19 protein-coding genes are annotated in these 22,270 nt (G+C 41.3%); 16 read left to right on the top strand and 3 right to left on the bottom strand.

What is annotated here, in order from left to right:
* The first annotated feature begins 14 nt into the window (after positions 1 to 14).
* From J1N10_RS04990 to J1N10_RS04915, 16 genes are all read left to right on the top strand, one after another.
* The gene (locus tag J1N10_RS04990; RefSeq protein ID WP_262325576.1) at positions 15 to 2,651 is read left to right on the top strand and encodes a DNA gyrase/topoisomerase IV subunit A; all 2,637 of its coding nucleotides are present in this window, start codon (positions 15 to 17) and stop codon (positions 2,649 to 2,651) included.
* 6 nt (positions 2,652 to 2,657) lie between these two features.
* Positions 2,658 to 3,185, top strand: coding sequence for a shikimate kinase (locus J1N10_RS04985; protein ID WP_262325575.1), 528 nt, complete (start codon positions 2,658 to 2,660; stop codon positions 3,183 to 3,185).
* A gap of 61 nt (positions 3,186 to 3,246) precedes the next feature.
* Positions 3,247 to 3,675 (top strand): hypothetical protein, encoded by a 429-nt coding sequence (locus J1N10_RS04980; RefSeq protein ID WP_262325574.1) that lies wholly within the window; start codon positions 3,247 to 3,249, stop codon positions 3,673 to 3,675.
* Between the two features lie 169 nt (positions 3,676 to 3,844).
* Positions 3,845 to 5,113: a glutamyl-tRNA reductase gene (gene hemA / locus J1N10_RS04975; RefSeq protein WP_262325573.1), complete on the top strand. Its 1,269-nt coding sequence runs from the start codon at positions 3,845 to 3,847 to the stop codon at positions 5,111 to 5,113.
* A gap of 56 nt (positions 5,114 to 5,169) precedes the next feature.
* On the top strand, positions 5,170 to 6,108 hold the full coding sequence (hemC, locus tag J1N10_RS04970) for a hydroxymethylbilane synthase (RefSeq protein ID WP_262325572.1): 939 nt from the start codon (positions 5,170 to 5,172) through the stop codon (positions 6,106 to 6,108).
* A gap of 1 nt (position 6,109) precedes the next feature.
* The gene (locus tag J1N10_RS04965; protein WP_262325571.1) at positions 6,110 to 6,862 is read left to right on the top strand and encodes a uroporphyrinogen-III synthase; all 753 of its coding nucleotides are present in this window, start codon (positions 6,110 to 6,112) and stop codon (positions 6,860 to 6,862) included.
* A 14-nt stretch (positions 6,863 to 6,876) separates the two neighbouring features.
* Positions 6,877 to 7,857: a porphobilinogen synthase gene (hemB, locus tag J1N10_RS04960; protein WP_262325570.1), complete on the top strand. Its 981-nt coding sequence runs from the start codon at positions 6,877 to 6,879 to the stop codon at positions 7,855 to 7,857.
* A gap of 84 nt (positions 7,858 to 7,941) precedes the next feature.
* Positions 7,942 to 9,234 carry a glutamate-1-semialdehyde 2,1-aminomutase gene (gene hemL / locus J1N10_RS04955; RefSeq protein WP_262325569.1) on the top strand — a complete coding sequence of 431 codons (1,293 nt, stop codon included), beginning with the start codon at positions 7,942 to 7,944 and terminating at the stop codon, positions 9,232 to 9,234.
* A gap of 97 nt (positions 9,235 to 9,331) precedes the next feature.
* Complete coding sequence (gene hemE / locus J1N10_RS04950; protein ID WP_262325568.1) at positions 9,332 to 10,366, top strand: uroporphyrinogen decarboxylase; 1,035 nt, start codon at positions 9,332 to 9,334, stop codon at positions 10,364 to 10,366.
* Between the two features lie 111 nt (positions 10,367 to 10,477).
* Complete coding sequence (gene hemN / locus J1N10_RS04945) at positions 10,478 to 11,857, top strand: oxygen-independent coproporphyrinogen III oxidase (protein ID WP_262325567.1); 1,380 nt, start codon at positions 10,478 to 10,480, stop codon at positions 11,855 to 11,857.
* A 332-nt stretch (positions 11,858 to 12,189) separates the two neighbouring features.
* The gene (locus J1N10_RS04940; RefSeq protein ID WP_262325566.1) at positions 12,190 to 13,422 is read left to right on the top strand and encodes an OmpP1/FadL family transporter; all 1,233 of its coding nucleotides are present in this window, start codon (positions 12,190 to 12,192) and stop codon (positions 13,420 to 13,422) included.
* A gap of 251 nt (positions 13,423 to 13,673) precedes the next feature.
* Positions 13,674 to 14,591: a ferrochelatase gene (gene hemH / locus J1N10_RS04935; RefSeq protein WP_262325565.1), complete on the top strand. Its 918-nt coding sequence runs from the start codon at positions 13,674 to 13,676 to the stop codon at positions 14,589 to 14,591.
* Positions 14,584 to 15,954: a protoporphyrinogen oxidase gene (gene hemG, locus J1N10_RS04930; protein WP_262325564.1), complete on the top strand. Its 1,371-nt coding sequence runs from the start codon at positions 14,584 to 14,586 to the stop codon at positions 15,952 to 15,954. The genes hemH and hemG overlap by 8 nt, the downstream gene beginning before the upstream one ends.
* The gene (locus J1N10_RS04925) at positions 15,951 to 16,394 is read left to right on the top strand and encodes a hypothetical protein (RefSeq protein ID WP_262325563.1); all 444 of its coding nucleotides are present in this window, start codon (positions 15,951 to 15,953) and stop codon (positions 16,392 to 16,394) included. The genes hemG and J1N10_RS04925 overlap by 4 nt, the downstream gene beginning before the upstream one ends.
* Positions 16,395 to 16,445: 51 nt before the next feature.
* Entirely contained in the window at positions 16,446 to 17,120 is a 675-nt protein-coding gene (locus tag J1N10_RS04920; protein ID WP_262325562.1) for a response regulator transcription factor, read from the top strand.
* 102 nt (positions 17,121 to 17,222) lie between these two features.
* A complete protein-coding gene (locus J1N10_RS04915) occupies positions 17,223 to 18,461 on the top strand; it encodes a sensor histidine kinase (RefSeq protein WP_262325561.1) in 1,239 nt (412 codons plus the stop codon).
* 100 nt (positions 18,462 to 18,561) lie between these two features.
* On the opposite strand, the gene J1N10_RS04910 is transcribed toward J1N10_RS04915, so the two are convergent.
* From J1N10_RS04910 to J1N10_RS04900, 3 genes are all read right to left on the bottom strand, one after another.
* Positions 18,562 to 19,236: an inorganic pyrophosphatase gene (locus J1N10_RS04910; protein ID WP_262325560.1), complete on the bottom strand. Its 675-nt coding sequence runs from the start codon at positions 19,234 to 19,236 to the stop codon at positions 18,562 to 18,564.
* A gap of 465 nt (positions 19,237 to 19,701) precedes the next feature.
* A complete protein-coding gene (locus J1N10_RS04905; protein ID WP_262325559.1) occupies positions 19,702 to 21,240 on the bottom strand; it encodes a YifB family Mg chelatase-like AAA ATPase in 1,539 nt (512 codons plus the stop codon).
* Positions 21,241 to 21,363: 123 nt separating this feature from the next.
* A complete protein-coding gene (locus J1N10_RS04900; protein WP_262325558.1) occupies positions 21,364 to 22,188 on the bottom strand; it encodes an MBL fold metallo-hydrolase in 825 nt (274 codons plus the stop codon).
* Positions 22,189 to 22,270 lie beyond the last annotated feature (82 nt).

The raw sequence follows: 22,270 nt of genomic DNA, 5'->3' as shown, positions 1-22,270 counted from the left end.
ATAATTAAGGAAGAATGAGTTTCGACGATACTAACACCCCAAATCTGCCGGAGGAAACACCTTCGGAATCATCAGAAAATCAGCATAAAGAAGAGCAGCACCTGTGGGATGCTGACTCGACTACTATCAGCCATTTGCCGGGTATGTACCGCGAGTGGTTCCTTGATTATGCCTCATACGTGATTCTGGAACGCGCGGTGCCGCACATTAACGATGGATTAAAACCTGTGCAGCGTCGTATCCTTCACTCCATGCGCCGTATGGATGATGGACGATACAACAAAGTGGCCAACATCATTGGTAACACCATGCAGTTTCACCCCCACGGCGACGCTTCCATTGGTGACGCACTGGTGCAGCTGGGGCAAAAAGATTTATTAATTGATTGCCAGGGTAACTGGGGTAACGTTTACACTGGCGATAGCGCAGCAGCTCCGCGTTATATTGAAGCACGCTTAACTAAGTTTGCGCAAGAGGTGGTGTTTAACCCCAAAACAACAGAATGGAAATTGAGTTACGATGGCCGTAACAACGAGCCAATAACACTTCCGGTTAAGTTTCCACTACTCTTGGCACAAGGTGTTGAAGGTATCGCGGTGGGTCTGGCATCAAAGCTACTGCCTCACAACTTCAATGAGTTAATTGATGCTTCCATCTTATACCTGCAAGAGAAACCGTTTGAGATATTCCCCGACTTTCCGACGGGAGGTATGATTGATGTCTCGCGCTACAACGATGGATTAAGAGGTGGAGCGGTTAAGGTACGCGCTAAAATCAGCAAGGTTGACAGCAAGACCTTAATGATCTCCGATATTCCTTATGGCAAGAATACGACGTCGTTGATTGAATCGATTCTGAAAGCCAACGATAAAGGAAAAATTAAGATTAAAAAGATTGATGATAACACGGCGGAGAATGTAGAGATTCTGATATACCTGCCAGCCGGTTCATCGCCAGATAAAATGATTGATGCTTTGTATGCTTTTACCGACTGCGAAGTATCGATTTCACCCAATGCCTGTGTGATTCAGGATAACAAGCCTTACTTCATTGGTGTAAGTGAAATTCTGAAAGAAAACACAGACAACACAGTTAAGCTTTTGAAGCGCGAGCTGGAAATACGCAAAAGCGAACTGGAAGAAGCCTGGCACATGTCATCGTTAGAGCGCATCTTTATCGAGAATAAGATTTACCAGCGCATGGAGGATTGCGAGACCATGGAAGCGGTTGTTCAAACCATCGACCATGGCCTGGAACCATTTAAGCAACTGCTAAGGCGCGAAGTAACCCGCGAAGACATCGTTAAGTTAACGCAAATACGAATGATTCGTATCTCTAAGTTTGATGCGAAAAAAGCGGATGAATACATTGCCTCACTTGAAGAGGAAATGGAGCAGATCGCGTATCATCTAGCCAATCTGATTACCTATGCGATTGATTATTATAAACGCATCAAGAAACAATTTGGCAAGAATTTCCCGCGTAAAACAGAGATTAGAAGTTTTGCTAACATTGAAGCGACCAAGGTAGTTGTTAAGAACGAAAAACTTTACATCAATCGTGAAGATGGATTTATTGGAACCTCTTTACGAAAAGATGAATTTGTTTGTGACTGTTCTGATATTGATGACATTATCATCTTCTACAAAGATGGAAAATACACCATCACAAAAGTATCGGACAAAGCCTTCGTTGGTAAGGATATCATTCATATTGCCGTGTTTAAGAAAAATGATAAACGCACTATTTATAATGCTGTTTATCGCGATGGAAAAGCCGGTAATGTGTACATGAAACGCTTTGCTGTAACGGGTGTTACCCGCGACAAAGAATACCATATCACCAAAGAGACACCAGGTTCTAAGTTGATGTATTTCAGCGCCAACCCCAATGGTGAATCGGAAATATTAAAAGTAGTACTTCGCCCCAAAGCACGTATTCGCAACCTTGTTTTCGATGTCAACCTGGGCGATTTAGCCATTAAAGGTCGGGCTGCTATGGGGAATATCCTCACAAAATATGAGGTTAAATCCATCTCGTTGAAAAAGAAAGGCGAATCGACATTGGGAGGACGAAAAATTTGGTTTGAACACGAAACCTTGCGCCTAAATGCCGATGGACGTGGTCAATTCCTGGGCGAGTTCCACGGTGGCGACCAGGTTTTGGTCATCACTAAAGATGGACAATATTACCTGACAACCTACGACTTAAGCAACCATTACGAAGACAATATCTTCTTAATCGAAAAGTTTAGAAACGATATTGTGTGGTCAGCCGTTTACTTTGATGCCGATCAGGATTTTTACTACATCAAGCGATTCCAGTTTGAGAACTCAAACAAAAAACAATCGTTTATTGGTGATAATCCCAAATCACGAATGGTTAAGGTGATGCATGTCGATTATCCACGTTTGGAGGTGAAATTTGGAGGTGAAGACAAACTTCGTGAAAAACTGATTGTTGAAGTCGCTGAGTTCATCGGTGTAAAAAGTCTCAAAGCTAAAGGTAAACGCTTGACGACATACCAGGTTTCTAAGATTCATGAGCTGGAACCCATCATTAAAGAAGAGCCAAAACCAGAGAGTTTAGAAACAGAAACGGGTGAACATCTCGAAGAAGATGATAAAAACCAAATGTCACTTTTCGAATAATTGACGATGGAGATAAAGCGCATTTTCTTAATTGGATTTATGGGAAGTGGAAAATCCACATTAGGCAGGCGACTAAAAACGGAGCTTGGCTGGGATTTTATCGACCTGGATGACTATTTTGAAATGCGCTACCAAACCACTATCAAGCAGTTTTTTGCCGAAAATGGTGAAACCGCCTTTCGTGAAGCAGAACGAAAAATGGTTTCAGAAGTGGTACACAAAGAGAAAACCATCATTGCCACAGGTGGTGGTGCTCCTTGCTATTTTGATAATATGCAGGTAATGAACAAGCATGGCTTAACCATTTACATTAAATTATCGGTTAACACCCTGGCCAATCGTTTAAGCAGCCCAAAACAAGTTCGCCCATTAGTAGCCGGTAAAAGCGGCGATGAACTGATAGCATACATTACAGAAAAATTGACTGAACGGGAACCATTCTACAACCAGGCTAAAGTAATTGCCGATGGCGATATGCTTGGTGTTGACGGTTTTGTGCGCATCATCGAGGCATCAGGTCAATTAATTAAATAGTTAACATATTGACAATAGCTGTAAAAAGCATGAAATTGCGAGTGCTTTTAATAAGACCATTATGTTTAAAACTGTAAAAATCTGTTGGCTTTCCTTTGTCCTGGCCTCCTTCCTGTTTCTCTTCTTAAGTCTTAATTTTGGAAGGCAATTCCTATTACCCATCAGTGTGTTTACCTTTTCACTTTTGTTACTTTTTTTCCGGTTTACCGTTATTGTTGACGAAGAATGGATCGAATATTCGATTGGTATTGGCATAGTAATAGGACGTTATGCTATTACTGATGTTGCTAACTGCAAAGTTATGGATAACCTTCCTCCCAATAAGTGGTTTCGCCATCGTTATTTTAAATCATTTTTATTTTCGGGATTCAACCTTATTGAGCTACATCTTAAAAACGGAGAATCGCACCTGCTGCCAACAAATGCGCCGCACTCATTATCACGTTTTATAAGCGAAATGTGTCGAAAATCGAGTACTATCAAAGCATAATCCGTCCCAAAAACAAAATCGATTTTATCTAAAAACATTCTAAACAAGTAGTCAGTTACCAAAATTGTCATTTCTTCAGATTTGCTACAGATTTGTATCTTACTTTTGATTCATAAGCTGCCAGGAGTAGCTTTCGCTAACAAATGAACAAGTAATTCTGAATTGAAATATGGTTGGTTTAATTGGAATTAGTCATCAAACTGCTTTGCTCGAGATTCGCGAACAACTCGTTATCACAAAGGAAGAGATTAACGGACTATACGAATACCTCAATCAAAAGTGCGATGTGGAAGGCATTATGGCACTGAGCACTTGTAATCGTACCGAATTATATTTTGAAGCTAACTCAGCACTTATTGCCAACACTAACAAGTATATTGACGAAGTAACCACCGCCTATATCTCCTATTTCAAGAAAGACCAAAGTGTTAAAAAATACCTTTATTCACACAAAGGTTTAGAATGTGCCCGCCATTTGTTCAGAGTCGCTACAGGTTTGGATTCATTAATATTGGGCGAATACCAAATTGTGTCGCAATTAAAAGAAGCTTTTTCGTGGGTGGACAACACCGCTTTAGTTGGGCCTGAGTTAACACGCATGGTTCATAAGGCCTTTGAAGCTGGTAAATTGGTAAGAACAAAAACTGCGCTTAACAAAGGAGCCGTATCTGTAAGCTCGGCAGCAGTAGAATTAGCCAGCAATAAATTAGGTGATTTCCCAAATATTAAAGCTTTAACTGTAGGTGCCGGCGAAACAGGAACCATTGTTGCGCTAAACTTGTCGAAAAAAGGATGCATCAACAACTGGATTACCAACCGCACATTAGGTAAAGCAGAGCAGTTGGCCGACCGCGTACATGGTGTTGCATTCCCATTTGAATCACATATTGAGCAGTTGTTAGCCGTTGATATGGTAACATACACTACAGGCTCATCGCGAGCCTTGCTAACCAAAGAAATGTTGGAAGAGGTGATGCAGAAGAGAAGCAACAAGCCATTGATGATTCTTGACTTGTGCAGTCCTCGCAACGTAGAACCAGAAGCAAAGAACGTGGATAACGTTTGCATATATGACTTAGACCACCTGGAAGAAGTGGTTAAGACCAATTTCGAAAAACGCAAAGGCAAGCTACAAGAAGCTGAGGCTATTATTGAAGAGGTGCTGGCTGAGTTTGATGATTGGTTAAACATTCGCCGCATGAGTTCTGCCATTGGTGCTATCACATCTACTTTTAAAGACGTTCATGCACTTGAAGCTAAAAACTATAAGAAAGTAAAAGATGATGCTGAAGCGTCTCAAAAAATAAATGAGTACGGCGACCACCTTAGTGCTAAGTTAACACGCATGTTAATAAAGCAGATGAAAGAAGTGACAAATGATGGTCGTGATTCAGAAAAAGTTAAAATACTCGAAGAATTTTTTAACTTTAACTCATAGAGAATTATACAGATGTTTTTCATCTGTATTTTTATTTCACAGCTCCAGAATTATATATGAATAAATCCACTATCCGCATAGGAACACGAGGAAGTAAACTCGCCCTTTATCAAGCCAACCTGGTTAAATCGAAGCTTGAAGAAGCATTTCCTGATAAATCATTTGAAACAGTCATTATCTCAACAAAAGGAGATAAAATACTGGATGTTGCGCTATCGAAAATAGGCGACAAAGGCTTGTTTACAAAAGAATTGGAACACGCCCTGTTTGCCAATGAAGTGGATATGTGTGTCCATAGTTTAAAGGATTTACCTACCATCTTCCCGGAAGGTGCTCAGTTAGGAGCTATTCTTAAACGAGCCGAATATAAAGATGCCTGGGTGAGTAAAGACGGCCTTGCGCTGGAAGACATGACTGAGGAACATACTGTAGCCACTTCAAGCCTTCGTCGTAAAGCGCAAGTGCATCGACTTAATCCAAAGGTGAAGGTAGTCGATATCCGTGGTAATGTGGATACTCGTCTTAATAAGATGAACAATGGTCACTGCGATGCCATGGTGATGGCTGGTGCCGGATTGATTCGCCTAGGATACAACGAGATAATCACCCAATTATTTGAAGCTGATTATTTTGTTTCAGCTTGCGGTCAAGGGGCTATTGCCATCGAAATAAGAGAAAACGATGCAACAATTGATGCTATCGTAAAAAAACTGCATTGCGAAACCAGTTACCAACAAATAACAGCCGAACGGAGTTTCCTTAATGAACTGGAAGGAGGCTGCCAGATACCAATTGGTGCCTATGCTAAAGTTGAGGATGAACAGCTTCACTTGCTTGGCTTGGTGGCCATGCCTGATGGCACAAAAGAATTACGTGCAGAATTGAGTGGAAAAGCTTGTGATGCTGAAGAAATTGGTCGTAAATTGGCTCAACAAATCGCCCAGTCGGGTGGAGTTGAAATTCTTGAAAAAGTTAGGACATTAAATAATCAGTAGCATGGATCCTTATTCGCGACAAACAACAGTTGTGCTGACCCACCCGATTGGTAATGATGATTTATTGTACAATGGGTTGATGAGTGAAGGTGTAGAGGTGATATGTGACCCAATGATTGATACCGAGCAAGTCACGCTTGAAGATGAATGCAAAAAACATTTGTATCAAAGCCGACGAATAATATTTACCAGCAAACGGGGCGTTGAATACTTTTTTCAACAGGTTAAGCCTGCTGATGTACTTGACAAAAGCTTTATATGCATTGGCAAAAAAACAGCCCAGGTACTTGAAAAACATGGAATGAAACCCTGGTGGGTGTCAGGCGGACGAACAGCATCTGACTTGGTTAAAGAATTACAGCAAGCACATGTTCGTCCAGGCGAAAAATGGGTAGGTATGCTTGGTGAACTGGCTGAAAACACATTGGCTGATGGACTGAAAAATGTATGCGACTATAAACGTTACAATGTATATCGAACCATTATAGCAGATAAGCAAAACGAAAAAACCGTCGAGCTACTTAAGTCACAAAAACCGATGTTGGTTGTCTGTACCAGTCCATCATGCTTCACCGGCTTTATGAACTTATATGGAGAATACCTACACAGCGAAGTAGGCTTTGCTTCCATTGGACCGGCCACCACAAAATCCATGCGTAAGAGAGAAATAGTACCGGCAGTTATTGCTCGTTTATCTACTTACGAAGGGCTTTGGCAAGAAATTAAATTACAATTAAAACCTCAATATCGTTAATAAAAAATAATACTATGGCATTTCCTGATACCCGTCTCAGAAGATTAAGATACAACAAGATATTACGCAACATGGTAACCGAAACGCACTTACGTGTTGAAGATTTGGTTTACCCATTATTTGTTTGTCCTGGCAAAGGCGTTAAAAATCCTATTAGTTCAATGCCTGGTAATTACCAGATGTCAGTCGACGTTTTGGTTGAAGAATGCAAACTGGCCGTATCAAAAGGCGTGAAAAGTGTTTTGCTTTTCGGCATTCCTGAAAGCAAGGACGAGCACGGTCATGTAGCCTGCCAGCACAATGGTATTGTACAAAAAGCTATTCGCGCCATTAAAGCCGAGATTGATGATATCCTGATCATCGCCGATGTATGTAACTGCGAATACACGACGCACGGACATTGCGGAACCATTATCGACGGCGATGTAGACAACGACAGTACGCTAAAAACATTAGCTGACCAATCGGTGTCATTAGCCGAAGCCGGTGCCGATGTTATTGCACCCAGTGATATGATGGATGGAAGAGTATTGCGTATCCGCGAAGCATTGGACTTAGCTGATTTTGAAAAAATTCCTATCATGTCATATGCTGCTAAATATGCATCAGGTTTTTATGGTCCTTTCCGCGAGGCTGCAGAAAGCGCACCCCAGTTTGGCGATCGTAGCACCTACCAGATGAATCCGGCCAACAGCGACGAAGCCATGCGCGAAATTGCTGCCGACATTGAAGAAGGTGCCGACATGGTGATGGTTAAGCCTGCACTCAGTTATTTAGACATTATCTATCGCACCAAGACTGAATTTGAAATGCCTACAGCAGCTTACAACGTGAGTGGCGAGTTTAGCATGGTGAAAGCAGCCGGTGCCAACGATTGGATTGATGAAGACCGCGTTATGATGGAGGTATTGCTATCGATAAAACGAGCTGGTGCCGACATCATCATTACCTATCATGCATTGGATGCGGCCGATATTTTAAACGGACAGAAGTAACAGAAAGAGACCAGAAGCTAGCTATTAGCCTCTAGCTTCTTTTTGTCTTGAGTCTTTTGTCTTAAATCTTACATCTAAAAAACAATGAATAACAACAATAGTAAAAACGCCTTTAAACAAGCACAGGAAGTAATTCCCGGAGGCGTTAACTCACCGGTACGTGCCTTTAAAAGTGTAGGTATCGACCCCATTTTTGTAAAGAAAGCCAAAGGAACCACCATCTGGGATATTGATGGTAACGAATATACTGACTTTGTTGCCTCATGGGGGCCACTTATTTTAGGCCATGCACATGATGATGTTTTGAAAGCTGTAGCAGAGGCGGCAGCCAATGGAACGAGTTATGGTGCGCCCACTCAGATAGAAACCGAGATGGCAGAACAAATCGTTAAGATGGTGCCTTCGGTGGAGAAAGTTCGTATGGTGAATTCCGGTACGGAAGCCACCATGAGTGCCATCCGTCTGGCGCGTGGATATACTAAGCGCGAGTTAATAATTAAGTTTGCCGGTTGCTACCACGGACATGGTGATAGTTTTTTAATTAAAGCAGGTTCAGGTGCCATTACACTTGGCTTGCCCGATAGTCCAGGTGTAACGAAAAGCACTGCCAAAGATACTTTAACCGCCGATTACAACAACCTGGACTCTGTATGTCAATTGTTTGATAAGCATCCGGAGCAAATAGCAGCCGTTATTGTTGAACCGGTTGCCGGTAATATGGGCGTAGTACCCCCGGCTGAAGGCTTCTTACAAGGCTTAAAAGAACTAACAGAAAAGCATGGTGCCTTATTGATTTTCGACGAAGTCATCACCGGTTTCCGTCTGGCTAAAGGAGGTGCACAGGAATACTTTGGTGTGATGCCTGACTTAACAACCATGGGTAAAATCATTGGTGGAGGTCTGCCCGTTGGTGCCTACGGCGGTCGTAAAGAAATTATGGACATTCTGGCTCCTATCGGCCCTGTTTACCAAGCTGGTACCTTGTCGGGTAACCCATTAGCAATGGCAGCTGGTTTAACGGCTCTCAAGAAGTTGGATGAAACGCCAAACGCCTACGAAGATTTGGAAAAGAAAGCTGCTTTTGTAGAAGCGGGTTTCCGCCTAAACGCCGAAGAGCTAGGCCTGAATGTGGTCTTAAACCGCGTGGGTTCAATGATGACCGCATTCTTTACAGAGGCTAAGCAAGTGACGTCCTTCGACGAAGCCATGACTTCGGATACCGGTAAATATGCCGAGTATTTCAAAAATGCAGTTGAAAATGGCTTGTACATCGCCCCCTCACAGTTTGAGTGCCTGTTTATTTCGATGGCGCACACCGAGGAAGATTTGGAGAAGCTGATAAAAGGAAATCGTAAAGCGTTAGAAGCTATAAAATAGACATAAGTATCAATACACAAGATGATTACCAATAGGCTACACCCAAGCTGTAAATCGTCTTGATACTGATATCTTAATACTTGATACTTTTTTTGTTATGAATAACATTTTTCTAGATACAATACACGGTAAAAATACCGAGCGTCCTCCGGTGTGGTTTATGCGCCAGGCAGGTCGCGTGTTACCAAACTACAGAGCACTCAAAGAGAATTATTCCTTCTCAGAGTTAATGGAAGACCCCAAGCTCGCAGCCGAAGTCACATTGATGCCAATTTATGATTTGGGCGTTGATGCGGCTATTTTGTTTTCTGACATTTTGGTGGTACCCGAAGCCCTGGGTATGAAACTAAAGTTTACAAAAGCAGGTCCTGAATTTGGCGCTCCTCTGCATACCTTCGACGACCCGGTGAAGCAGCTCAATAAAGACATGAGTAAGTTATCACATGTGTATGCTGCCATCGACAAAATTATTGAAACACGACCTGAGGGTAAGCCTTTGATTGGCTTCTGTGGTGGTTTATTGACCACATTCTGTTTTATGTTCCGCGATAATGTGCGTGACATTACCTTCAAGAATGCCACCGAATTTCTGTATAAAGACAGAAAAACCAGTGAGAAAATTATTGATGCTCTCGCTGAAGTATCCATCGAATATGCATTAACACAGGTGGAACATGGTGTTGAAGCTTTCCAGTTATTCGAAACCTATGGAGGCTTGTTGCCTGAGGATTTGTACCTGGAGCTATTCTTGCCAGCCTCTAAAAAGATATTAAACGCAGTGCGCGATAAGGGTGTACCAACCATCTACTTCCCAAAAGATTTGGGCAACGGCATCAAAGAAATCAACAAAGATGTCGCTGATTTTGTAGGCATCGACTGGCGCATGAACCTGAACCATGCCCGCGAGATTGTTGACCCGGAAGTAGGTTTGCAAGGCAATCTAGACCCGCGCCTGTTATACGCTTCACAAGCAGAGATTGAGAAAGTACTGAATGAGAAATACCTGCCATTTGGTCGCAATAACCAAAAGTGGATTTTCAACCTGGGCCATGGCATCTTACCCGACTTACCTGTTGAAAATGTGAAGTTTGTGATTGACTGGGTGAAATCAGTTGATTGGGGAAGAAAGTAATTATTAATGATTAGTGATAAATGGTTAATGAGTAATGAGCAAAACGCATTAACTGTTGTTTACCTATAGAAGCACTAATCATTAATCACTAACAATTAATCATTAAAAGAGATGTTACAATTTGATAGAAATCTGCTGGAAAAATACAATATAGCAGGTCCACGATATACAAGTTATCCACCGGCAACGTTTTTCCACGAGGAGTATGGGAATGAGAATTACAAGGAGAGTGTGATTCTATCAAATGGCGAGAAGCCTGAAAATGTATCAGTGTATGTCCACATCCCCTTTTGTCCACAGTTGTGTACCTTTTGCGGATGTACCACCTACACAGGCATGGGACAAAGCACCATAGAGAAATACATTGATGTACTCATTAAAGAAATTGAACTGGTATCAAAGGATGTTTCGAAAGACCGTCAACTCACCCAGGTTCACTGGGGCGGAGGAACACCAAATGCCATATCGGCCGACTTAATACGTAAAGTCACCGATACCATTAAGGCTAACTTCAATTTTGCCGATGAATACGAGATGGCCATGGAATGTAGCCCGGCCTACCTCGACTATGATATGGTGGATCAGTTGCGTGACATGGGTTTTAACCGTATTAGTCTGGGTATTCAGGACTTTAAAAAAGAAGTACTGACAGCCATCAATCGACGTCCGGCAAAAGTGCCTGTCAAAGACATGATTGCGTACCTGAAGAAAATTGGTTTCTCAGGCATCAACCTTGATTTGGTCTATGGCCTGCCGTTCCAGACACGTGAAAGCTTTAAAGAAACGGTAGCAGAAGCATTGGACGCTAATCCGGACAGACTGGTAACCTTCTCATATGCACATATTCCACAAGTCATCAGCCGTCAGCGCATGCTGGAACAGTACGGTTTACCTACGCCTGATGAAAAGATTTCAATGCTGGAAGATGCCTATAACATGGCCATCGAAGCCGGCTATGTAGCCATCGGTATGGATCACTTTGCCCGACCTGACGATGAGTTTGCCATTGCGCTGGCAGAAAAGAAACTGCACCGTAATTTCCAGGGCTATTGCACCCGCGAAACCACCGGTCAGGTCTATGGTTTTGGCACATCAAGCATTAGCCAGTTGTTTAATGCCTACAGCCAGAACGAGAAAACCATCAAGAAGTACATGGAACGGGTGGAAGCTGATGGCAGAGCCGTGGTTCGCGGTTACCGACTCAATCAGAAAGAACAGATTGTTCGCCAGGTGATAAACGAATTGATGTGTAATTATTACGCCGATTTCAAGCAAATTGCCAAAGACTTTTCAGTAGCCATTGATGATGTGTATGCAGCTGTTGAGTTTGCTGAAGAGAAAGTACAGTCTTTTATCGACGATGAATTACTGACCATTGAAAACGATGCCTTTACTGTTATTGGTCAAGGCCGTTATGTGATTAGAAACATTGCAATGGCTTTTGACCCCGCTTTGAAAAAAGGCAAAGGACAATATTCAAAAACTGTCTAAAAGAATTATTTTTTAATAGATGTTTTAAAGCTCTCCATTTATTGTGAGAGCTTTTTTAGTCCTTATAACCTGGCAATAAGTCTATCTTTAAAGCGAATAATTTATCACTAGCATAAATATCAAGTTACAATTCTAGGTGACTTAATAAGAGTTAATTAAAATAATTTCGTTTACTACTAACTCTATTTACACAAATAAAAAACAAAAATAAAGCATCAAAACTCTAACTATATATCAAATAATACGTAGAGAGATTCTGTTATCTTAATTAAATATATTTATTATTTATGTTTATTGTATTATTTGCAATAAACTAAACAGAAGCAAATACTATGAATAAAGTAAAATTACTAACCTTAATGCTAATTAGCATCCTGTCCATATCAGTAAATGCAACAAATGGTTATTATTTCATTGGATTCGGCACCACTAGCAAAGGCATGGGCGGCGCCGGTGTGGCCTATTACAAGACGTCATTAATTGGTAATAACCCGGCAGGGCGAGCTTATCTGGGCAAACAATTTAATGTGTCGGCCACACTTTTGTTTCCAACAACAAGCTACAAGGTTAGTGCCCCCAGTGGCGCAGCAGGGACATTACCCCTAGCTCCGGGAAAAATAGAGAGCGATGTTAAAATATTGTTTATCCCTAATCTCGGTGCCAATTGGCAATTGAATGAGAAAAGTGCTTTTGGCGTATCAGTTCATGGCAACGGATTGTCGTGTGAATATCCAACTCAAACATTTGGTGACGCGAGTAGCAAAACTACAAACATCACTTATTATCAGGTTTACATCGACCCTACTTACTCCTATAAAATAAATGAAAAGCATTCGTTTGGGATCTCTGCCATGATCGTAAGCCAGTTATTCGAAATCAATGGTTTAAACTCATTTAGTGCACTGTCCTCGTCCCCCAAAAATGTATCGGGCAATGGCTCTGACTTAAGTATTGGTATCGGCGCTAAAATTGGTTACCTCGGCGAACTTTTTGAGGGTTTTCACTTAGGTGCTACCTATCAGACCCGGGCGTTCACAAGTGAGTTTGATAACTATAAGGGCTTATTAGCTGAACAAGGCAGTATGGATGCTCCTTCCACATGGACCATTGGTGTTAACTACGCTATTACTGACAATTGGAGAGCTTTGTTCGATGTTCAGCAAATTAACTATAGCGAAATTAAATCGTTAAGCAATCCTTTTGCATCAACGGGAGCATTAGGCGCCGATAATGGTGCTGGTTTTGGCTGGGAAGATATGACAGTATTTAAATTTGGTACCGAATACCAGTTGAATGAGTCCCTGGCATTAAGAGCTGGTTACGCATTTACCGAGGAGCCAGTGCGTGATTCTGAAGTATACTTTAATATTATGGCCCCAATGGTGAATAATCAGCATTTTACATTAGGTGCAACCAAACAAGTTGGCAACAAAGACAATGCTTTGAACCTGGCTGTTACCTATGCGCCATCCAATGCTTTAACTGGTATTAATCCAATGGATCCGGGCCAACAAATAGAACTTGATTTAGAACTATTTGAATTAGAGCTAAGTTTCACATTTTAAGAAAAAAAACTGATAATTACTACTTAGGGTAAATATTTGACACAAAAATGAGAGATTAACACTTCATCCTGTTAATCTCTTTTTTGGTTGATAAAGTTCAGTTCATAGTAGAATTTAACAATATTGCAAGCTCTGCAACTGGGTTACATTAAATACTTATAAGTCGCCCTCTATTGCGGTTTTCTCAACCTTTCTGCCTATATTGTGTTACATCTTTTGATAGAAAAGAATAACTAATTCGCACAGTTTATATGAAGGGGATTTTATTAGTGAATATGGGCGGACCTCAGTCCTTGAGTGAAATGCGTGTGTTTCTTAAAAATATGTTTAGCGATAAATACATACTTCCTTTACCAGCAGGTTTAAGGCAGTTTGTGGCCAATATGATCGCTAAAAAACGTCATCCTGCTTCGTGGGAAAAATACCAGCTGATTGGAGGAACACCCATTATCAAGCACACCGAAGCAACAGGTAAAGCACTGGCTAAAAGTTCCAAACTACCTGTTTACACAGCCTATTCATATACTCCTCCTTTTATTGGCGATGTGGTTCAGCAGATGATAAACGATGGCATTGAGCGAATTGATGTCCTGACCATGTACCCTCAGGCAAGCGATACCACAACCACATCGGTTTTCTCCGATGTACAAAAAGCAGTTAAAAACAAGCTGGGGGTCTCATACCGCGAAATATGCGATTATAGTAATCATCCAACTTTTCTGGAATACTGGAAAACACTAATTGAAGAACACATTGCGAAAGAAGGTGTGGAAAACCCTCTTCTGCTGTTTACTGCCCATGCCATACCTATGTATGGAGTTAAACGGGGCGACAAATACCCCGATACCGTCCGTCATATGGCTAAAAGACTGGCCGATTTGATGAATCGCCCTTATGAAGTCGCTTTCCAATCGCGCGTGGGGCCGGTAAAATGGGTTGGACCAGACACAGATGATCATCTGGAAGAACTGGTCACTTCAGGTGAGAAGAAGGTTGTGCTTATTCCTGTCAGCTTCACCACCGAATGTCTCGAAACAGTCTATGACCTCAATATAAAGTTGGTGGACATCTATAAAAAAGATATGCGCATCGAACACATTTCCAGGGTAGAGATTCCGGTGGCTCATCCATTATTTATCGAAACTTTAAAACGGGTCGTCAATGAATAAAGAACACTATCCGGTTGTTATATTAGGAGCTGGTGTAACGGGTTTAACACTGGCACATCATCTCAACAAAAAGGGCATTCGCTTTAGGGTTATTGAGAAACTGGAACGCCCTGGAGGGGTTGTTCATACACAATCAGAAAATGGATTCGTATTTGAATCTGGCCCCAACTCCGGGGTTATTTCACATCCTGAAGTAGTCGCTTTGTTTGATGAACTGGGCGATGCCATTAAAGTGGAAAAAGGCAATGACCTGGTGAAGATTCGTTATGTGCTGAAAGATGGTGAATGGAATGCATTGCCTCACAGTCCAATATCAGCCATCACAACACCTCTTTTCAAATTAAAAGATAAATTCAGAATATTAGGCGAACCCTTCCGAAAGAAAGGCGACAACCCGGATGAGACATTAGCCGAACTGGTGAAGCGCCGTATGGGGTATAGCTTTTTAGATTATGCCATCGATCCTTTTATACTCGGCATTTATGCCGGCGATCCCGCTCAACTGGTTACGCGCTATGCTTTGCCTAAACTCTATAACCTGGAACAAAAATATGGCAGTTTTATTGGTGGTGCCCGCAAGAAAGCTAAAGAGCCCAAAACAGAACTGGAGAAGCGAACCGACCGCGCGGTTTTTTCCATCGAAGGTGGATTAAGCGGCTTGACAAAGGCTCTGTTGGAAAGTTCTGGCGAAGAAAATTTCAATTTTGGCGCGAACGATGTAAGTGTTGACGCAGTGGAGAATGGCTTCAAAATATCCTATTCTAAAGAAGGAAAAACAGAAGTTATTACAGCAGAAAAGGTAGTAACCACCTTTGGCTCGGTGGGCCTTGAAGAAACATTGCCCTTTATTGAACAAGCACAAATGAATCACCTGACGAATCTTAAATATGCAAGAGTCGTCGAAGTTTCCTTGGGTTTTGATAAATGGAAAGGCCGACCATTAGATGGTTTTGGCGGACTCATTCCGCATAAGGAAAAGAGGGATTTATTGGGTGTCTTGTTTATGTCATCACTTTTTAAGGGCCGTGCACCTAAAGACGGTGCTTTGCTGACCATTTTCATGGGAGGTATCCGCAACGAAGCACTGTGCGATTTAAACGACGAGGTGCTGATGCAAGTCTTAGAAAAAGAATTTACCACCCTGATGAAAGTGCCTGAATTCAATCCATCCATGGTGAAGATAAAGCGTTACTCATACGCCATTCCTCAGTATGGAGCCAACACAGGTGAGCGCTACAAAGCCATTGACGAAGTTCAACAACAATATCCTGGATTAATCGTTGCCGGCAACCTGCGCGATGGCATTGGCATGGCCGATCGCATTAAGCAAGCAACTGAAATTGCAAAGCAAATTATCGAATGAGAGAACTGATTTTGATATTACACATAGTAACCAGTGTTGTTGCCTGCATCCTCACTGGTATTATTCTTATTCGGGCTATTGGCGGTTTATTGGGTAAATTCAAGTTGACAAAGTGGGAGGTACAACTGCCATTTATAGCCACCATGTTGCTATATCTACAATTTATTCTGGGTACCATTTTGTTTGTTATGTATATGATTGAATTTGCCAGCGGAGAGATGAACGTGTATCAAAACCAAATGGTAAAAGGACGATTCTGGGCGGTTGAGCACTTCATCCTGATGGTGTTTACCTTAGTTATTAGTCATATTGGTTGGATATTCGCCAAAAGTAATCATACACCTAAGCTTATCTTTAAAAAGAATTTTCTTTATTTTGGTATTGCGTGCGCTATGATTATGATTTCAATGGCAATGAACATTATCAGGTATGCTATTTAGATTCTGAATCCCGACTTCGGACTTCGGTCTTCGGTCTTCGAGCTTAAAAAAATGAAAATACTAATTGTAGAAGACGAACCTCAACTGGCACAAAGCGTTCAGCATTTTATCATTTCTGAAGGTCATACGTGTGAGGTGGCTGGCGATTTGGCTTCCGCACTTTACCTGGTTGATAACCTCTTCGACATTATCATTCTCGACCTCAACCTGCCCGATGGCAATGGTCTTGAAGTCGTTAAAAAGGTAAAAAACGAAGGCATGCAAACAGGCGTCATTATTCTTTCGGCGCGCGATAGTTTAGAAAACAAAATAGAAGGACTGGAACTTGGAGCTGATGATTACCTGACCAAGCCATTCCAAATGGCAGAGTTGAATGCCCGCTTAAAATCGCTGGTGCGCCGTGTCCATTTTAAAGGAGAAGAGAACATTGTGTTCAATGAGCTGGAAATAACACCAAGCGAACTTCTGGTGAAGATTAACAATACACCTTTAGACCTTACTAAAAAAGAATTTGACTTATTAGTGTATTTTATTGCTAACAAAAACCGTGTTCTAACCAAAACAGGTATTGGCGAGCACATGTCGAAAGACTTTATGGACTATGGTTTTACCGATGATTTAATTTATTCGCACATCAAAAACTTGCGCAAGAAACTGATTAAAGCCGGCTGCAACGATTACATCAAAAACGTGTATGGTGTGGGCTATAAATTTACGGATGCATAATGGGTTCAATAGCGTATTAGAGCATTAGGTCGCTAGTTCATTAGAACTAATAAACTCAAAACAGAAAATCCAAACTGGGAACACAAAACGGAAGACACAAACATGAAATTACTAACCAAAACCGGACTTAATTTTATCTCAGCCAGTATTTTCTTCTTTTTTATCGGAAGTCTGGGCGGTTATTATTTTATCCGTTTTGCGGTTAATAAAATGTTTAACAACGAGCTGTTAGAAGCACAAAGTCAGGTTGATCATCACAATAATTCATGTCTTACCTATGCCGATGTCAGCATTGATACTTTACAGATTCAGATTAATAAAACCCAGCATGCTTTTACTGATACCATTATCCAGGATAAAACAACTTCTAACTATGAGTTTTATCGAAAACTAACCTATTTAAAACCAACTGATAAACAAACCATTCGCTACACTATCGTACGTTCTACGGCGCCGTCGGACTTAATGGTGATGAAGTTTACACTGATGTTAACGGTTTTTCCGGTTATTTTCTTTTTAATTCTATACCTGGTTAACCGTGCTTCCACTAAATATTCGCTGTCAGTTTTTTACGACACCATCAACAAGCTAAAAGCCTTTGATGTTAACAAAGACAATCGCTTAGACCTGATGACCTCAGACATAGATGAGTTTGAGCAGCTGAATGAGGTATTTAATGCGATGGATAAAAAGATTAAGGAAGATTATATCCGTCTGAAAGAATACACGGGCAACACATCGCATGAATTGCAGACACCTTTAGCCATCATCAACGCCAAACTGGATGAACTGATACAAGCCGATAACTTAACGGAAGAGCAGATTAAAACCATTGCCGGCTTAATCGAAACAACCAATCGACTGTCGAAAACCAATCAGGCCTTAATATTTCTGGCCAAACTGGATAACCGTGTCTTTGCCGATGCCGAAATGGTTAACTTCAATGAACTCATTCGCAAACAGCTGGAGAATTTAGAACCACTCATTGATGAAGCAGATTTGAAAGTTGACATTATTTCAAGAAGTCAGCTCAGTTCAACAATGAATATGTCGCTGGCGCATACCTTAATACTTAACCTGCTTAAAAATGCCATCCGACACAATATTAAGAATGGCTTCATCAAAGTGTTAATCGATAACAACTCACTGAAAATCAGCAACAGTGGTTTGGCAGTAACATACGAGCCTGAGAAACTCTTTGGCCGCTTTCAAAAAAACAGCCAACACCCGCAATCGTTGGGCATTGGCCTTTCTATCGTTAAACGCATCTGCGATATTTCCGGCATCTCCATCAGTTATCAGCAAGAGGGTAGTGAGCATATTTTTGAACTAAAATTCTAGACCAAAAACTTTCAATATTAGTCGAATAAAAATTCAGACACTTTACCATTCTCCCTAGGGGGAGAAACCCGAAGGGAGAGGGGGATTCAGCAGCATATGCTTAGTAAGTCGATAAAGCTTTACGCAAACCCTCAAAACGATTCTCGTAATCTTTAATCGACAGTTTAATCACTTCCTTGGCTTCTTCGGCACCATACACGTGTGTAATCTCCGAATCATTGCTTAAACCCGGCATATCTTTATAAGTCAGAAAATAGTGCTTTAATCGCTTAATCACCATTTCTGGCATGTCATTGATATCCTTGTATTCGCCATACACCACATCATTCTTCAGCACCGATATAATTTTATCGTCGGCCTGATTACCATCCAACATGCGGAAACCGCCAATAGGAATAGCCTGTGCCAACACATCGCCGTGCGGAATATCCTTTTCGGTCAGAACCAGAATATCCAATGGGTCGCCATCACCAATTATGTCTTTTTTACCCGATTTTTCGGCACAGTATTTCCCAACCAGCTTACCGCAATAGGTTTGCGGAATAAAACCATAAGGCGCCGGCACCACGTTGGAGTATTTCTGAGGACGATCAATACGCAGGTAACCGCTTTCTTTATCCACTTCGTATTTAATGGTATCCGTTGGTACTACCTCAATAAAACACGTTAGTATCTCCGGGCATTTGTCGCCAATGTCAACCCCATGCCAGGGATGCGATTTATATCTTAGGCCCATCAGGCGACCGATAGGATCCATTAAGCTATTCGATGTCATACGTTCCTTTTTAGTTGATTTTGGATTAGTTATACAACAACACGAAGTAAAAGAATGTTTTAGCATACTTCGATGATTGTTGCAACTATAAACCTGAGCATTTACTATAGCAAAGATAGGATTATATGTTTGATATCTTTGGCATAACGATAAGGCTTAAAAAACGTGCTTATGTTTTCACAAAAACGTAAGCATGTTTTTAGTAAAACGTAACGACGTTTTTGCAAAATCTTCCCTATGTTTTTTAAAATCGTTTCGAAGGCTTAATTAAATCACCCTTTCTTTTTTATTATTAGACAGTTATCCACTTTCTAAAGACAGTGATTAAAACATACATGATATAGAGAAACCCCGCTAGCGCAGACTCTAAGAAAAAGGTAAAACGTCGAGGCCATTTAAAAATAGTCCCGACGTTTTGCACAAATATTCCCGATTAGTTATTCGTTCATGATGTCTGGGTAAAGACTACGCCCCCCAATTACTTCTATCTAAACTACGGTATTGAACAGCTTCGGCTACATGGTGTGCCTGAACTGTTTCACAATCTTCCAAATCGGCAATGGTACGCGATACTTTCAGGATACGGTCGTAGGCCCTGGCCGATAAATCCAGCTTCTCCATGGCTGTCTTTAATATATTCATACCAGCCTCATCGGGTGTGGCATGTTTGGCCAGCAAACGACTGCTCATTTGGGCATTGCAATGCACTTTATCATCACCATTAAAGCGCTGGTTTTGTGTTTTACGCGCTTTTATCACCCGCTCTCTCACCGAAATACTATTCTCCGAAGGCGGTGCCTCGGCCAGTTTGTTAAAGGGTACGGGCACCACTTCGATGTGCAAATCGATGCGGTCTAGTAACGGTCCCGATATCTTACTTAAATATTTTTGCACAACACCAGGGCTGCACACACATTTCTTATCAGGATGATTAAAATAGCCACACGGACAAGGATTCATCGACGATACCAGCATAAAACTGGCCGGATAATCGATGGTAAAGCGAGCTCGCGAAATACTGATACGACGATCTTCTAATGGCTGGCGCATCACTTCTAATACAGTTCGTTTAAACTCCGGTAATTCATCCAGAAACAACACCCCATTGTGCGCCAATGATATTTCGCCTGGCTGCGGGAAAGAGCCACCCCCAACGAGGGCGACATCGCTAATAGTGTGATGAGGACTTCGGAAAGGACGTTGCGTAATCAAGGCGGTTTCGTTTCCTGTTTTACCAGCTACCGAATGAATCTTAGTGGTTTCAAGGGCTTCATCCAGTGTTAAAGGAGGTAGTATACTGGCCAGCCGTTTGGCCAACATCGATTTTCCTGCACCGGGCGGGCCAATCATAATCAGGTTGTGACCACCGGCGGCTGCAATCTCAAGCGAACGCTTGACACTCTCCTGTCCTTTTACTTCCGAAAAATCAAAATCAACGGCTTGTATGCCTCTTTCAAATTCCTGATCGGTATCTACTTTAACCGGCTCAAAAGAATCATCATCTTCCAAAAAACGAATGACTTGCGTGATGTTTTCAAAGCCAAAAATATCAATCCCTTTCACAACAGCTGCTTCGCGGGCATTTTCAAGTGGTAAGACACAGCCCTTAAAACCTTCTTCTTTGGCTCGCAATGCCATTGGCAGCACGCCTTTGATAGCTTGCAGACTGCCATCGAGCGATAATTCGCCCATAATGATGTAATCCTTGAGTTTATGATTAACGATTTGTGAAGAGGCAGCCAATATCCCAATGGCTAAAGGTAAATCGTAGGCAGCGCCTTCTTTGCGTATATCAGCAGGTGCCATATTGATAACAATCTTATGCCCCGGCCATTTATAGTTACTCACCTTTAAAGCCGACTCTATGCGTTGCTGACTCTCTTTCACGGCATTATCGGGCAAGCCAACCAAATAAAAACGAATACCTTTTGAGATATTTACTTCAATGGTTATAGTATAGGCATCTATGCCACTAACAGCAGAGCCAAAGGTTTTTACGAGCATGGTTAAAAGTATTTTACAAGTAAGATAAGTAAAATATATTTAACAGTATTTGACTTGTGTAAGAAGTTTTGACAGAAAGGTTTAATTTATTGCTCAATGATATAAAATTCGTGATGGAAGCCCCTACATGCTTAACACCAATCCTGCTCCAGCATATGTAACTCTCTCAGAATATGCTTTTTCAAATAATTCAAAAGCACAATCGCCGGTACAATGATTTAAAGCCCATTGCTCAACTTCAAATGCCGACAAACCACTAATGACATGTTCAACTTGCTGCTCATTGGCTCCGTTTAAGTGCAAGCCACCAGCCACTACTGAAAACGAACTAAACTGTAGCCGCTCTTTTACCTGGTGCAAAATATTAACAATACCTGTATGCGCACAACCACATAAAACAGCAGGTTTATTGTTGGTTTTAGCAACCAATATCAACTCATCAGTAAAAGTATCCGGAATAAATTGTTCGTTCTCTTTAACAACCAAACGTTCGTTCACCACTTCAAAATCTGCTTGGGGTTTGATATCACTTAAAATCCATATATCATCAGTGAGTTGATAATCTTCATCCAACAAAATAAACCGGGAAGCAAACTTTTCATATTGATCTCGCCAACGAATACCATTCTCTTTAATCATTGCTGATGAACGAGAAAAGCGTTGCTTGAAAGCCTTATTGTGAATAATGACTTTGGCTGTTGAGTTATATTCAAAAAAATCGATTAAACCGCCAGTATGATCATAATGCCCATGACTTAGTACCACATAGTCTACCTCAGCTAAATCAATGCCAAGTTTTTGAGCATTAACAATAAACTTATCTGTTTGCCCGGTATCAAAAAGAATTGTATGATTATCTGTTTGCAGCAAGAACGACAAACCATGTTCGCAAAGTAGCTGTTTTTTATGTTGCTTATTGTCTAGTAAAGTGGTTAGTTTTAGCATCATTCATCCATTAAAAAGACGAAGTTAACAAAACGTCTAGTTTTATCTTGATAAAAACATAGATACTAATAAAACCTTCGCCATC

The organism is Carboxylicivirga litoralis, from assembly GCF_025499605.1.
Taxonomy (GTDB): domain Bacteria; phylum Bacteroidota; class Bacteroidia; order Bacteroidales; family Marinilabiliaceae; genus Carboxylicivirga; species Carboxylicivirga litoralis.
The sequence above is the reverse complement of the archived record's forward strand: the minus strand, read 5'-3'. Positions and strand labels throughout refer to the sequence as shown.